The sequence below is a fragment of the Nocardia sp. NPDC050412 genome (genome assembly GCF_044458825.1).
GTDB lineage: Bacteria > Actinomycetota > Actinomycetes > Mycobacteriales > Mycobacteriaceae > Nocardia.
In genome coordinates this window covers 58649-72448 of sequence record NZ_JBITIJ010000004.1, presented here as the reverse complement: position 1 = coordinate 72448, position 13800 = coordinate 58649, and the positions used below count along the sequence as shown (strand labels likewise).

Below are 13800 nucleotides of genomic sequence, written 5' to 3'. Positions count from 1 at the left end.
GGAGGCGGGACAGTTACCTGTGTGGTTGATGGTCTGGATGGGGCGTTTGCGGCTAGCCTGGGTCCATGGCAGGTAAGTCCCGCAGCTCCACGACCACTCGTGCGCGGGCGGGATCGGCCCGGGGGAGGACCACGGCGGCGTCTCGTTCGGGCCAGGCTCGCACCACCGCTCAGCGCCGCTCGCCCGCACCGCGCGGCCGCACCACACCGGTGCGCCGCCCGGTCCGTCGCAAGTCGAATACCGCACCGCTCGCGGTGATCAGTCGTGGGATCAGCAGCGGCTGGAATATGCTCGCGCGCGGTCTCGGCGCCACCACCAGGGCCGTGAGTCGGGCGGGCGAAATCGAACACGGCCATCGCCGCGACGGCATCGCACTGGCCCTCATCGCCCTCAGCGCGGTGATCGCTGCCGCCGTATGGCTCTCGGCGGGTGGTCCGATCGGGCATTGGGTGGAGGAGGCGATTCGCGCGGTCTCCGGATCGGCTTCGGCCGGACTGCCGTTCGTGGCAACCGGAATCGCGATTGTCCTGATGCGGACCGAGGCACGTCCGGAGATCCGGCCGCGGCTGGTACTCGGCGGATTGCTGATCGGCTTGCCGGCCCTGGGTCTGTGGCATGTCGCGGCCGGGTCGCCGACAGATGCACACGGGCGTTCGCGCGCAGCGGGTTTCGTCGGTTTCGTGGTCGGCGGGCCGCTCACCGACGGGCTCACCGGCTGGCTTTCGGTGCCGATTCTGTTGCTGGCCATCGTTTTCGGTGTGCTGCTGGTAACCGGAACCACCGTACGCGAGGTGCCGCAGCGGTTGCGCGAATACTTCGGCACCGGCAGCGGTGGTGACGAATACGGTGACTACGATGGCGAATCCGATTTCGATCCGACCAATTACGATGCCGACGGATTCCCACTGCATCGCAGTACCAAGTCGAAGCGACGTGGTCGCACCCCCGAGGAGAACTACCCGCCCGACGAATTCGGCGGTTCCGATGCGGTCACCGAGCTCATCGGCGAACCACCCCTACGCGATGCTAAACCGATTGCGACCGAGGCAGCACCCGAGGAGAAGCCCAAGCCGAAGAAACGCCCCCCGATCAAGGTCGAGGACCAGACCCCACCGCCGCCCAAGCAGCTGGAGTTCATTACCGACCGCGAGATCGAGGGTGATTACACCCTCCCGCCGCTGACGCTGCTGACCGACGGTGAACCGCCCAAGAAGCGCAGTGCCGCCAATGAATCGATGATCGAGGCGATCACCGAGGTGCTGGTGCAGTTCAAGATCGACGCGGCGGTTACCGGATTCGTGCGCGGCCCGACGGTCACCCGCTATGAGGTGGAACTCGGTCCGGGTGTGAAGGTCGAGAAGATCACCGCGCTGGCCCGCAATATCGCCTATGCCGTCGCCACCGAGAATGTTCGGCTGCTTGCCCCGATTCCGGGTAAGTCCGCCGTCGGTATCGAGGTGCCCAACGCCGATCGCGAATTGGTGCGCCTGGCCGATGTGCTCAAGGCGCCCTCGACTCGAAATGACCACCACCCGTTGGTGATCGGTCTCGGCAAGAATATCGAGGGCGATTTCGTCTCGGCGAATCTGGCGAAGATGCCGCATCTGCTGGTCGCGGGTTCGACCGGTTCCGGTAAGTCGAGCTTCGTGAACTCGATGCTGGTATCGCTGCTTGCGCGTTCGACTCCGGACGAGGTCCGGATGATCCTCATCGACCCGAAGATGGTGGAACTCACTCCATACGAGGGCATTCCGCACCTCATCACCCCCATCATCACCCAGCCGAAGAAGGCCGCGGCCGCGCTGGCTTGGCTGGTGGAGGAGATGGAACAGCGCTACCAGGACATGCAGGCCAATAAGGTGCGCCACATCGACGACTTCAACAAGAAGGTCAAGTCGGGTGCGATCACCGCGCCACTGGGCAGCGAACGGGTCTACCGGCCGTATCCGTACATTCTCGCCATTGTCGACGAGCTCGCCGATCTCATGATGACCGCGCCGCGCGATGTCGAGGACGCGATCGTGCGCATCACCCAGAAGGCTCGCGCCGCGGGCATTCACCTGGTGCTCGCGACGCAGCGTCCCTCCGTGGATGTGGTTACCGGCCTGATCAAGACCAATGTTCCGTCCCGATTGGCCTTCGCAACTTCGTCATTGACCGATTCGCGGGTCATTCTGGATCAGCCGGGCGCGGAGAAGCTGATCGGTATGGGTGACGGACTGTTCCTGCCGATGGGCGCGAACAAGCCGACCCGACTGCAGGGTGCGTTCATCTCCGATGAGGAGATCCACGCGGTCGTCGACTTCGCCAAGAACCAGGCCGAACCGGAATACCAGGAGGGCGTCACCGCTGCCAAAGCGGGTGAGAAGAAGGATGTCGACCCCGATATCGGCGACGATCTGGATGTCTTCCTGCAGGCCGTGGAACTGGTCGTCACTTCACAATTCGGCTCGACCTCCATGCTCCAGCGCAAGCTGCGCGTCGGCTTCGCCAAGGCCGGCCGCCTGATGGATCTGATGGAAACCCGCGGTGTCGTCGGTCCCAGCGAGGGATCGAAGGCGCGCGATGTGCTCATCAAGCCCGATGAACTCGACGGGCTGCTGTGGACGATCCGCGGCGGCGGCGACGACGCGGACCCGGACCACCCAGAGGAGTGAAAACGCTTCGGCGGCAAATATTCTCACCGCCGGTGGGTGGCTGTGGTGTCGGTACAGTGGTGCCGCGTGGTGATCTGCGGAATCAGAGTGTCGCACGATGGTGGGGTCGCGGTTATCGAGGACGACCGGCTGGTGTTCGGCATCGAGCTGGAGAAGCTGGATAACAGCAGGCGCCACCGCACGCTCGGCGATCTCGACCAGGTCGCCGATATATTGCGGTCGGAGGGATTGGCGCCCACCGATATCGACCGATTCGTGGTGGATGGTTCTGCGCCGGAGATGGATTCGACCGAGACCGCACGCATTGCAACATTGGTCGGCGGCCGTCCCGTCGAACTCGCGATCGCGCCGTATCAGGATCGGCCCGGATGCACCATACCGCTGGCACGGCACCGCTTTCGCGGTCACGGATTCGGTTCGGCCGCGGAAGAGTACGTCAGCTATCACCACGTGGACCAGCACATCATGGGTGGCTATTGCACGAGTCCGTTCGCGGCACGCGGGGAGGATGCGCTCGTCTTGGTCGGCGACGGTGGAGCTCGCGCGCGGCTCTACCATGTCGTGGCGGCGGCACGAAGGGTCCGTTCGGTCGCCACATGCCAGGAGCAGACGCAGCGGTTGTCGTTGAGTTCGCTTGTGCGCCAGGATCCTTCATTGCCATCGAGGCTCGTGGTGACCGGGGAAAGCGCCCTCGATATCAAGTGGAACTCGCAGCTGCGCGGGATTTTCGAGGAGGTCTGGATTCCGCCGTTTCCCGACGACTCGGGCGCGGCCATCGGTGCCGCGTGCTGCGAGATGTTTCGGAAGGGGCGAAGTACGGCACTGCGGTGGGGTGTGTACTCCGGTCCACGAGTCAGGGTATGCGGGGTGCCGGACAACTGGCGCAGACAGCCCTGTGACGAGCGGGGAGTGGCGGACCTACTGCACCGGAAAGGTGAGCCGGTAGTGGTGCTTTCGGGTCGCGCGGAGCTCGGACCGCGCGCCCTCGGCAACCGCAGCATTCTCGCTCCCGCAACGGATTCGGCAATGCGGGACCGGCTCAACGGCATCAAGCGCCGAGCCGCCGACCGGTCAGTGGCGGCAGTGTGCCTGACGCAACGGGCTGCGGAGGTGTTCGGGCCCGGCGGCAACGATCCGTACCTGACCTTCGAACACCGCATCCGTCCGGAGTGGGCCGACCGCATTCGAGCCGTGCAGTTGGACGGTACCGCGCGGGTGCAGACGATCGATGCCGCGGCAAAGAGCCCGACCGCCCGGATCCTTTCGGCGTACGAGGTCATCAGCGGCGTACCGGTGTTGTGCAATACGAGCGCGAATTCCGAAGGGTGCGGATTCTTTCCGGATGTGGCCGCCGCGGCGCGCTGGGGTGGCACCCGCTATATCTGGTCCGAAGGGTATCTTTACACCGATCAGGCACGGGTACGGCAAACCACCCGCGAACGCGGGTCGGCTTCGCGAGAATGGGGCCATACGAGTGTGACTTGGTAGCTCATCGTGGAGTCGAACCACGCGGCAGGGCCTTATGAGAGCCCCGGGGCGAACCTGCATGAGCCTCGGTCGGTGTGCGCTGGAGTGCCAGGATTCGAACCTGAACCGGCGGAGTCAAAGTCCGTCATGCTGCGTTACACCACACTCCATCGTTCTGAGCGCGAGCGCCGAGAACTAAGCTGGAGTGCCAGGATTCGAACCTGAATCGACGGGTTCAGAGCCCATCATGCTGCCGTTTACACCACACTCCATCGGCGCGCTCGGAAGGATTCGAACCTTCATCCGCCTGCTTCGTAAACAGGTGCTCCGTCCGTTGAGCTACGAGCGCTGATCCACGCAAACCGCGCGGACTGGTTCCCTCGGCGAGATTCGAACTCGCATCAACCGGATTCTAAGTCCGGTGCCTCTGCCAATTGGGCTACGAGGGAATGGTTTTGGTACCCGTGGGTGGGATCGAACCGCCGACCTGCGCCGTGGGAGGACACCGCTGGCGACTGCTTGCGGGTCGCTCGAAAGGGTCGGCCCTCTCATTGAGCTACACGGGCTCGAAACCGGTATGCAGCAGGGTTATTCAAACCTCGCATTACGAAATACCTACTGCTGTGCATTCACTATGAAGTTATGAGCACGGATGGAGGGATTCGAACCCCAGCCCACGACTTTGGAGGTCGTTGCTCTTCCAGTTGAGCTACATCCGCTGGACAAGAAAAAGGACCGCTCCGTGGCGAGTATTCCGCCTGGAGCGGCCCCTGTTCAGGCCTTCTCGAATCGAGACCTCAGGGGCGGCTCCGGATACTCGCCTGTCGCGGCTGCGACATCAACGGCCAGGTCAGGCGCAGCTGCGACATCGGCCGTCGGGTGCCGGAACGCAATTGCCAGGCACCGGCGAGGGAGCGTAGTCCCTGGTCCTGGGTGCTGGTCATTGCCTTTGCCTTTCGTGGTTCCGATAACCGATCGATTACTGGTTCTTTCGAGCGACCTGCAAGCAGTCGCCAGCGATGCGGATAACGCTAACACCGGAAGCCGCGATGAGGAACCCATTTATTCCCTACCGGCGAGTTGTCGGCGTGCCTGCAGCGTGTAAGTCAGCGGAAGGCGTTCGGATGCTCGCTGAGTCGCCACTCGCCATTCGCCTCGCGCGTCATCTGTCCGGGCAATGCCTCCCAGGGAACGCTGCGGTGCTCCACCAGTCCGGTGATCGTCATGCCGTGATCGAGAAGTGCGGTCACCACGTCGCCGAGTCCGTGGTTCCACTCGTGCGTCACGATCTGTGTGAATTCCGTATCGGTCTCGACATAAGTCGTTCCAGACGAAAACACGGAGGGCTCGGGCATTTCGAAGTAGGGATAGCCGACAGTCGGTCGGTCGGTGCGGGTTTCGTCCATGGCCCACAGCATCCTGAGGAACTCCGGATCGGCGACGAACCGTGACACAGCGTAGTCACGCGATGCGGCATGCGCCGGCGCGCGCTCGTCCCATTTCGCCTTGTTCAGGATGAGGTAGTCGTCGGTCATGCTCGTGAGGGTGACACGACGGTCGGCGGACCCGCATGTGAAATTATGGTTAGCAACTCCTCCGCTAGCTCGACAGATCGGACAAATCGGGCATGATTGCTGTCATGAGACGCCCAGCCGCCCCGGAGCCCGCATGCACGTAACCGCACTCGAGTGGACCCTGACGATCGCGATGATCCTGGGTCTGTTCGTCTTCGACTTCTTCGCCCACGTCCGCACACCACACGATCCGAGTTTCAAGGAATCCGGCATCTGGTCGACGATCTACATCGGCTTGGCCCTGGTATTCGGTGGTTTCGTCGCCTGGAAGTGGGACGCGACCTTCGCGGGCGAGTACTACGCGGGCTTCGTCACCGAGAAGGCCCTGTCGGTGGACAACCTGTTCATCTTCGTCATCATCATGTCGAGCTTCGCGGTGCCGCGGATCTACCAGCAGAAGGTCCTGCTGATCGGCATTGTGCTGGCGCTGGTCATGCGCGGGGTGTTCATTGCCGTCGGCGCGGCCGCGATCAGTGCGTTCAGTTGGGTGTTCTATCTGTTCGGTCTGTTCCTGGTTTATACGGCCGTGAAACTATTGCGCGAGAGCGGACACGAGGTAGAGCAGGAGGAGAAGCGCGACAGCCGGATCGTAGCGCTGGCCAAACGAGTGCTTCCGACCACCGATGAATACGACGGCGACAAACTGCTGACCCGGATCGGCGGTCGGCGCGCAGTCACCCCATTACTGTTGGCGCTATTGGCAATCGGCTTCGCGGATCTGCTGTTCGCGCTGGACTCCATCCCCGCCATCTACGGTCTGACCGAGCAGCCCTACATCGTGTTCACCGCGAACGCCTTCGCGCTCATGGGTTTACGGCAGCTGTACTTCCTCATCGGCGGCCTGCTGGATCGCCTGGTCTACCTGTCCTATGGCCTTTCGGCGATTCTCGCGTTCATCGGCGTCAAACTGGTGCTGCACGCATTGCACGAGAACACCCTGTCTTTCGTCAACGGTGGTCGGCACGTCGAGGTACCGGATATTTCCACGCCCGTCTCGCTGAGCGTGATCATCGGGATTCTGCTCATCGCGACCGTGGCGAGCCTGATCAAAACCCGTGGTGCGGCCCGGTCGGTCGAGAGCCGGATCGGCGATTAGAACACTCGGTTGTATTCGGGCGCGATCTCGAAGCCGCGGCCGGTCGCGTCATTGCGGCAGGTCACCCCGACGGGCTGGGCCCGGCAGGTGAAGCCGTACATGCTCAGGCTCGACCCGACCGGCAGCACCGGCCCGTCGGCATCCGCGCCGGATGTGGTTCCGACGAAGAAGCCCCGGTTCACACAGAGATATCCGGCGCTCTCGCCGACCGCGAGGGCGGCCGCGCTCGGGTCGCTGCCCCAGCAGGCTTGCATTGTCGGTGGGGTGGGTTGGGTCGTGCCCTGGCAACCAACCGGTCGTTTCGGCTGTCCGAACGGCTCATCGAGGAAGCCGCAGGCGATGCCGCCGTCCGCTGTTCGAAAGTAGTAGCCATCGGCGGCGCGGTATATCGACTCGTCGACCACACCTGGTCGTAGCAAGGGACGATCCCCGGCAGCCAAGTTTGCCGTTTTGTCGAAATCGGTGGCCGTCGAGCAGGTAGTGAGTGCGAGGCCTGCGACCGACATCGACGCGAAAATCGCGACGGATATGCGCATACGGGGGAGTCTGCGTCGGCGGGCTCGGATTCGCCCGCACCTGGCGCGGCGTGTCGCCGTAAGTTTGCTGACCGCCGAGGGTTGAGCGGGGACACGCGGCGGTCAGCCCGATCGGTCAGGAAGCGAATGTGCCCATCACGGGCAGCCACTCGACCGCGCGCACGTCCTCGATGAGGTTTTCGCGGGCGAACGGATCCTGTGGCAGCAGATCCTCGATGCTCGCCTCGTCCGCCACCTGGAACAGCAGCAGGGCGCCGGATCCGTCCGGGTAGGGACCGCTGGTCAGCAGCGAACCCGCATCGATCAGACCGTTGAGCCAGGCCCGATGTTCCGGGCGGAAGGTGTCGCGCGCCTCGACGGTGGCGTCGGAATAGGTGTAGTGCACGGCGAAGATGGGCACGATCGATCCGTTCTGGTCAGAGGTTCAGCAGCATTCGAGTATTGCCGAGGGTGTTCGGTTTCACATAGCTGAGGTCGAGGAATTCGGCGACGCCGGGATCGAAGGTCCGGCACATCTCCGCGTACACCTCGGCGGTCACCGGTGTCCCGTCGATTTCCACGAACCCGTGCCTGCCGAAGAAGTCCACCTCGAAAGTGAGTACGAACAGCCGTCCCAGTTCGAGTTCCCTGGCCACTGTGACCAGCCGCTCCACGATGAGCCGCCCGACACCATGCCCCTTGACATCGGGATGCACCGCGACCGTGCGCACCTCGCCGAGGTCGGCCCACAGCACATGCAGCGCACCGCAGCCGACCACCCGGCCGTCGAGTTCGGCCACCCAGAATTCCTGCACCGCCTCGTAGAGCGTGACCAGGTTCTTCTCCAGCAGAATCCGACCGGCGTATTCATCGACGAGGGCCTTGATCTGGGGCACATCGGAGGTTCGGGCGCGTCGCACGACAGGGACAGATTTGTTCGCGGCAGGTGCCGCGCCCGGATGCGCGTCGCTAGTCGAACCACCAAGTGGTCCCCGAGAGGTCATGGGGTGCACAGTAGTCGGCCCGGTTACCGATACTCTGAACGTGTGCCGCACATCCACCCGCTCCGCTCACCGCATCGCGTCGGCATGCGTCCGAGCCTCGTGGCGGTGGGTTTTGTGGCCTGCGCGCGGGAGCTGAGCGCCAGTGGGGCGGGGGCCGTGCGGGAGCGTAGCGAGCGAACCATGTCACAGCCGTGCACGCACGCGCCGGAGCTGAGCGCAAGTGGGGCGGGGGCCGTGCGGGAGCGTAGCGAGCGAACCATGTCACAGCCGTGCACGCACGCGCCGGAGCCGAGCGCCAGCGAGGCGGAGGCGTGAGCGTGCAGCCCGAAGAGATAGATCGACGCTGGGTCGAACCCGCGGCCCGTGCCGGATTCGCGCACGCCCAGGCGGATCCGGTCGTACCGCTGATGAATATCGCGAATGTGCTGACCATGCTGCGCATCGCGTTGGTTCCGCTGTTCGTGCTCGCGCTGTTCGTGGGCGGCGGCCACCAGACTGGCTGGCGGATCGCTGCCGCCGCTTTGTTCGGCATCGCCGCGATCACCGATCGCTTCGATGGGCAATTGGCACGCAAATATGGTCTGGTCACCGATTTCGGCAAACTCGCCGATCCGATCGCGGATAAGGCGCTGATCGGTTCGGCGGTGATCGGACTTTCCATGCTGGGCGATCTGGCCTGGTGGATCACCCTGGTCATCTGCGGTCGTGAGATCGGGATCACGCTGCTGCGGCTGGTGGTGGTGCGGCGCGGGGTGATTCCGGCCGGACGCGGCGGCAAGTTGAAGACGCTGGTGCAGTCCGTCGCGATCGCGGTTCTGCTGTTGCCGCTGCATGGCGGATTCGCCACCGCTGGTATGGCGCTGATGTATGTGGCTGTCGCGCTGACGGTCATTACCGGCCTCGACTATGTGGGGCAGGCGGCGCGGCTGTGGCTCGCGGGAGGTTCGGGCCGGGCGCGCGGCGCATGACCGATCCGCTGACAGCCGGAGCGCCGGTCGTCGAATTGGTGCGCGAGCTCGGTGCCGCCGGGCAGACCGTGGCAACCGCGGAATCGCTGACCGCGGGGCTGCTCGCGGCGACCATTGCAGGGGTGCCGGGTGCGAGTGCGGTGCTGCGCGGCGGGCTGATCGTCTATGCGACGGAACTTAAACACAGCCTCGCCGGTGTCAGTGACGAAGTGCTCGCGACCGAAGGTCCGGTGGCCGCGAGCACCGCCGAAGAATTGGCCGTCGGTGCGCGGCTGCGCTGTGATGCGGACTGGGGTGTCGGATTGACCGGCGTCGCCGGACCTGAATCCCAGGGTGGGCATGCCGTCGGCACAGTCTTCCTGGGTGTGGCCGGGCCTGGGCATACCGAGGTCATGCGGTTGAAACTGGACGGGGGCCGGTGGGCGATCCGAATCGGCGCTACGCACAGCGCGGTGCGGGAGTTGCGTCGTATCGTGGGAGGCGGCCGTTAGCGACTGCTTGCAGGTCGCTCGAAAGGGTCAGCTAGCTGGGTGCTTCGGCATCTGGTTTGCCACTGTGGGAACCAACCGGTCCCTGCTCGACGTTGTGCCAGAAAGGACGGCGTGCGCAGCGCTGGTAGGCGCCCGCGGACCCGGTTACTGGGAGCTAAGGAGAACGACATGACGCTGCTGCGAGAGGCGATCGGGGACAGTCTGCGGCGTGCTCGTCTCGCCCAGAGCCGGACCCTGCGTGAGGTCTCCACCTCGGCGCGCGTGAGCCTGGGATATCTGTCGGAGGTCGAGCGGGGTCGCAAGGAGGCCTCCAGCGAACTACTCGCCGCCATCTGCGCGGCCCTGGATGTGCCGCTGTCGCGGGTGCTCTGGGATGTGAGCACGATCATGGCCGGTGCCGACGGCCTGCCTGCCGAGGCGCCCGCCCAGACCGTCGACGCCCCAGAGGCGGAGCGGACCGCAGCGGCCGAGCCCGCCGAGGCCGCGCCGGAGCCCGCGACCGCCACGATGTCGGTGGCTGAACCCCGGCCGCAGATCGCCGAGGAGACCCGGATCGTCATTCCGGCGCCCAAGGCGGACATGCTGGTCCTGGTGAAAAGCAACTGATCAATAGACGAGAGGTGGCGCCCGCGGCCGACGCTGCGAACCTGTGCCGAAAGCGGATAGATTCTGTACTAGGCGTCGGATGGGCCGGGTTCGCCCGGCCCGGGTGCCACATGGTGGAGGATAGGCACATATCGGGTGCGTGACGGTCGCGCACTAGAGTCGCGGTAAAGCGCGGCGCATCTTATGGAGGCGGGATCAATCGATGGCTAATCCGTTCGTCAAGGCCTGGAAATACCTGATGGCCCTCTTCGATTCGAAGATCGAAGAGCATGCGGATCCGAAGGTCCAGATTCAGCAGGCTATCGAGGAAGCTCAGCGTCAGCACCAGGCCCTCTCGCAGCAGGCCGCATCGGTCATCGGCAACCAGCGTCAGCTGGAGATGAAGCTGAACCGTCAGCTCGACGATGTCGAGAAGCTCAATGCCAATACGCGCCAGGCTGTCATGCTGGCTGATCAGGCCGCTGCGGCCGGCGATACCGAGAAGGCGATCCAGTACACCAACGCCGCCGAGGCATTCGCCGCGCAGTTGGTCACCGCCGAACAGGCTGTCGAGGACCTCAAGGTGCTGCACGACCAGTCGCTGCAGGCGGCCGCGCAGGCCAAGAAGGCGGTCGAGCAGAACGCGATGCTGTTGCAGCAGAAGGTCGCCGAGCGCACGAAGCTGCTCAGCCAGCTGGAGCAGGCCAAGATGCAGGAGCAGGTCTCGGCATCGCTGCAGCGGATGGATTCGACGCTGTCCGCGCCTGGTACCACGCCGAGTTTGGATGCCGTGCGCGAGAAGATCGAGCGCCGCTACGCGAATGCGCTGGGTGCCGCCGAACTGGCCGGCAATTCGGTGCAGGGCCGGATGCTCGAGGTGCAGCAGGCCAGCGTCCAGATGGCCGGACACAGCAAGCTGGAGCAGATCCGCGCCTCGATGCGTGGCGATGCGCTGCCCGCCGGCGGTGCCACCGCTATCAATCCGGGTGCGGCGCAGGCGAATCCGGCGCAGCCGCAGCCGCAGATGAACAAGGGTCAGACCGCGCAGCAGTAGGCGCGTAGTTCGAAATAAATACAGTTCGGCGAGGACTTGTTCGGTGGAAGACATGGCACGGGTACCTGGCGGGTCGGCCGTCGGTCATGCTCGGGCCCTGCCTGTCCGGCCACCGCGGGTCGCGCGGAACGCCTGCCCTGGAGGAGAACGATGAGCCCGCAGGGACCTCGCGAACAAGGTAAGGGCGGTCGTCGTCGCGGTGCTGCGCTGGTGCGCGCACAGGCGGTGCTCGCGCCACAGCCGGGGAGTCTGCCCGACAGTCTGCGCGAGGTGGGCGAACATGCGCTGGTGGCGGTGCGGCGCTGGGCGGATCCGCGCGAGCGGGAATTGCGTAAGCGCCGCCGGGCTCGCCGCCGCAGCTTCCAACTCGGCACGGTCGGAGGTCTCACTACTGCGGGAACCGTTGGGCTGATGGTGATTTCGGCACCGGTATGGGCGGTAGTGGTGGTCGGCGGCGGAGCGGTGGCGTTGGTCACCGGCACCGCGCTGAGCGCCCGCCGCTATCTCCAATTGCGCAGCGCCCCGCTGCCGCGGGCAGCCTTCGTACCGCGCAAGCAGCCACCGCCGTGGTCCTGCGCGCGCGGGCCGATTTCTCGCCTGGTCCGGGCAGAAAAGGCGCTACACGGCCTCGGCACGCAGATCGCCCGCTCGAACCGACTGCCCGAGGACGAACTCGCCGACATGATCGAAACCGCGGGTTCCGGCGCGGCCGCGCTACACGCGCTGGCCGCCGATATCTCCGCGATGGAACAGGCACTCGGAGCCATGGGGCACTCGAAATCTGTTGCCGCCGTTGGCCTCACCGAGAATATGCAATTCGCGCTCGGCCGCCTCGATAGTGGCGTCGCCGAATACGAACAGGTGGTCGCCGCTGCGGGGCGTATTCTCGCGGTTCCCGAAACTGCCTTGCTACGGCACAACTTCGACACCATCGTCGCCGACCTGCGCGATGCCGCCGATCGCCTCGACGGGTGGGCACAGGCCCTCACCGAGGTTGCGGATCAGCACATCCCGACTTCCCTTCCCCCGCAGGGGATCTAGCGAGCGAGCTCGGAGCGGGACGATACCGCCTCTGCCGTAGTCGCGGGGGGCGGGGGATAGTGCTACTGCCGCAGTTGCTGGCCGAGGGACGGTGCACTGCCGTAGATGCTGGGCGGGGGCGAGAGTTGTCTCCTGCGACAGTTGCCGAGGTGAGGGCGAGTGATGGTACTTCCGCCGCAGCGCAGATGATCACTAACGACGGGGGCCGACTACATGGCCCGGCTGCGGCTGCACTTCGCCGCCGACTTGGCGATACTCGACGAATATCCGCAGCATCTGCGGGCGGTGCCCAGCATCGGATGCTCGCCACCCTGCTCGCCGCGCACCCTCTTCGTGGGCACTGCCGACCGGAGGCCAAACGCGGGTGAAAGTATGAGTAACCGCCGAAACCTCTGCTGACCACGGGTGATTGTAGTGCGAGGGTTTCTGCCGTCCCAGACCTGATCGACCAACATGCAACCGATGGTTGCGTGATTGCGGATGGTGGGCTAGCGTTCTGTGCAACCAAACGTTGCGAATGGAGAAAGCATATGGAGTTCGGCAGCATCGAACGCGAGATCCACGTCGACGCCTCGCCCGAGGTGGTCTTCGAGGTGGTCAGCAGTCCCGAACACATCTCGGAATGGTGGTCCGACGCGGCCGATTTCCAGGTGACTCCCGGCGCGTCCGGTGAGCTGGTCTTCGGCGACCGGGAACATGTCGCTCCGATCACCGTGGTGACCGTCGAGCGGCCACGGCTGTTCTCGTTCCGCTGGTGCTATCCGGAGGGCTCGACCGACCTCGCCGACTCGCTGCTGGTCACCTTCGAGCTCACCCCGGCGGGCGCGGGCACCAGGATTCGGCTCACCGAGACCGGGTTTCGCGAGATGGGTTGGGAGGCTGCGAAGTTGGAGGAGACCTATCAGGACCACGCCTCCGGTTGGGACAGGTTCATTCCGCAACTCGGCGAGTACATCGCGCGGCTGGTGTCGACCCCGTGACTACGCCCGTCGACGACGATCTGTGGTCCGCGGTCGGGGATCCGACCCGGCGGCGGATGCTCGACCTGCTTTTGGCGGCCGGTGATGGCACGGCCACCAGCCTCAGTGAGCAACTGCCGGTGACACGGCAGGCCATCGCGAAACATCTGGGCGTGCTCGACCGCGTCGGTCTGGTGCACGCCACGCCCGCGGGGCGGGAACGGAGGTATCGGGTGGACGAGGCGCAACTTGCCCGCGCGGTAGCGCAGTTGTCCACGGTCGGGGCGGCTTGGGACGCCAGGCTCCGGCGTATCAAGCGAATCGCCGAGGCGATTCAGCGCACAAAAGATCAGCAGAAGTGAACATCCAACACTGGAAAGAGGATTCGA

General features: G+C 64.9%; 15 protein-coding genes and 6 tRNA genes. 10 read left to right on the top strand and 11 right to left on the bottom strand.

Annotated elements, in window-relative coordinates; all coding sequences use genetic code 11:
* Positions 1-65 precede the first annotated feature (65 nt).
* Together ACIBI6_RS11810 and ACIBI6_RS11805 are read left to right on the top strand one after the other, a co-directional pair.
* The gene (locus ACIBI6_RS11810) at positions 66-2657 is read left to right on the top strand and encodes a DNA translocase FtsK (RefSeq protein ID WP_396956042.1); all 2592 of its coding nucleotides are present in this window, start codon (positions 66-68) and stop codon (positions 2655-2657) included.
* A 36-nt stretch (positions 2658-2693) separates the two neighbouring features.
* A complete protein-coding gene (locus tag ACIBI6_RS11805; protein WP_396956041.1) occupies positions 2694-4145 on the top strand; it encodes a carbamoyltransferase N-terminal domain-containing protein in 1452 nt (483 codons plus the stop codon).
* A gap of 79 nt (positions 4146-4224) precedes the next feature.
* Here the strand turns inward: ACIBI6_RS11805 and ACIBI6_RS11800 are convergent.
* The 8 genes from ACIBI6_RS11800 to ACIBI6_RS11765 form a co-directional block, all read right to left on the bottom strand.
* Positions 4225-4294: transfer RNA gene (locus ACIBI6_RS11800), tRNA-Gln, on the bottom strand.
* 30 nt (positions 4295-4324) lie between these two features.
* Positions 4325-4396, bottom strand: a tRNA-Gln gene (locus ACIBI6_RS11795).
* A gap of 4 nt (positions 4397-4400) precedes the next feature.
* Positions 4401-4473, bottom strand: a tRNA-Arg gene (locus tag ACIBI6_RS11790).
* Positions 4474-4496: 23 nt separating this feature from the next.
* A tRNA-Leu gene (locus ACIBI6_RS11785) sits at positions 4497-4573 on the bottom strand.
* Between the two features lie 7 nt (positions 4574-4580).
* A tRNA-Gly gene (locus ACIBI6_RS11780) sits at positions 4581-4690 on the bottom strand.
* An 81-nt stretch (positions 4691-4771) separates the two neighbouring features.
* Positions 4772-4843, bottom strand: a tRNA-Trp gene (locus tag ACIBI6_RS11775).
* A 78-nt stretch (positions 4844-4921) separates the two neighbouring features.
* A complete protein-coding gene (locus ACIBI6_RS11770) occupies positions 4922-5068 on the bottom strand; it encodes a hypothetical protein (protein WP_396956040.1) in 147 nt (48 codons plus the stop codon).
* Positions 5069-5230: 162 nt separating this feature from the next.
* Positions 5231-5659 (bottom strand): hypothetical protein, encoded by a 429-nt coding sequence (locus tag ACIBI6_RS11765; protein ID WP_364341475.1) that lies wholly within the window; start codon positions 5657-5659, stop codon positions 5231-5233.
* 133 nt (positions 5660-5792) lie between these two features.
* Between ACIBI6_RS11765 and ACIBI6_RS11760 the strand changes: the two genes are divergently transcribed.
* Positions 5793-6794, top strand: coding sequence for a TerC family protein (locus tag ACIBI6_RS11760; RefSeq protein ID WP_364341473.1), 1002 nt, complete (start codon positions 5793-5795; stop codon positions 6792-6794).
* Here the strand turns inward: ACIBI6_RS11760 and ACIBI6_RS11755 are convergent.
* The 3 genes from ACIBI6_RS11755 to ACIBI6_RS11745 all read right to left on the bottom strand — a co-directional run bounded on the left by ACIBI6_RS11755 (position 6791) and on the right by ACIBI6_RS11745 (position 8313).
* On the bottom strand, positions 6791-7330 hold the full coding sequence (locus tag ACIBI6_RS11755; RefSeq protein WP_364341471.1) for a hypothetical protein: 540 nt from the start codon (positions 7328-7330) through the stop codon (positions 6791-6793). The genes ACIBI6_RS11760 and ACIBI6_RS11755 overlap by 4 nt on opposite strands.
* A 115-nt stretch (positions 7331-7445) precedes the next feature.
* Positions 7446-7730 carry a YciI family protein gene (locus ACIBI6_RS11750; protein ID WP_396956039.1) on the bottom strand — a complete coding sequence of 95 codons (285 nt, stop codon included), beginning with the start codon at positions 7728-7730 and terminating at the stop codon, positions 7446-7448.
* Positions 7731-7746: 16 nt separating this feature from the next.
* The gene (locus ACIBI6_RS11745) at positions 7747-8313 is read right to left on the bottom strand and encodes an amino-acid N-acetyltransferase (RefSeq protein WP_364341467.1); all 567 of its coding nucleotides are present in this window, start codon (positions 8311-8313) and stop codon (positions 7747-7749) included.
* A gap of 311 nt (positions 8314-8624) precedes the next feature.
* Between ACIBI6_RS11745 and pgsA the strand changes: the two genes are divergently transcribed.
* From pgsA to ACIBI6_RS11710, 7 genes are all read left to right on the top strand, one after another.
* The gene (gene pgsA / locus ACIBI6_RS11740; protein ID WP_396956038.1) at positions 8625-9281 is read left to right on the top strand and encodes a CDP-diacylglycerol--glycerol-3-phosphate 3-phosphatidyltransferase; all 657 of its coding nucleotides are present in this window, start codon (positions 8625-8627) and stop codon (positions 9279-9281) included.
* The gene (locus ACIBI6_RS11735; RefSeq protein WP_364341462.1) at positions 9278-9772 is read left to right on the top strand and encodes a CinA family protein; all 495 of its coding nucleotides are present in this window, start codon (positions 9278-9280) and stop codon (positions 9770-9772) included. The genes pgsA and ACIBI6_RS11735 overlap by 4 nt, the downstream gene beginning before the upstream one ends.
* Before the next feature lie 168 nt (positions 9773-9940).
* Positions 9941-10378 carry a helix-turn-helix transcriptional regulator gene (locus tag ACIBI6_RS11730; RefSeq protein ID WP_364341460.1) on the top strand — a complete coding sequence of 146 codons (438 nt, stop codon included), beginning with the start codon at positions 9941-9943 and terminating at the stop codon, positions 10376-10378.
* 202 nt (positions 10379-10580) lie between these two features.
* Complete coding sequence (pspA, locus tag ACIBI6_RS11725) at positions 10581-11411, top strand: phage shock protein PspA (RefSeq protein ID WP_364341458.1); 831 nt, start codon at positions 10581-10583, stop codon at positions 11409-11411.
* Between the two features lie 150 nt (positions 11412-11561).
* A complete protein-coding gene (locus ACIBI6_RS11720; RefSeq protein ID WP_364341456.1) occupies positions 11562-12452 on the top strand; it encodes a hypothetical protein in 891 nt (296 codons plus the stop codon).
* Between the two features lie 530 nt (positions 12453-12982).
* Positions 12983-13432 (top strand): SRPBCC family protein, encoded by a 450-nt coding sequence (locus tag ACIBI6_RS11715; protein WP_364341454.1) that lies wholly within the window; start codon positions 12983-12985, stop codon positions 13430-13432.
* The gene (locus tag ACIBI6_RS11710; RefSeq protein WP_364341452.1) at positions 13429-13773 is read left to right on the top strand and encodes a metalloregulator ArsR/SmtB family transcription factor; all 345 of its coding nucleotides are present in this window, start codon (positions 13429-13431) and stop codon (positions 13771-13773) included. The genes ACIBI6_RS11715 and ACIBI6_RS11710 overlap by 4 nt, the downstream gene beginning before the upstream one ends.
* Positions 13774-13800 lie beyond the last annotated feature (27 nt).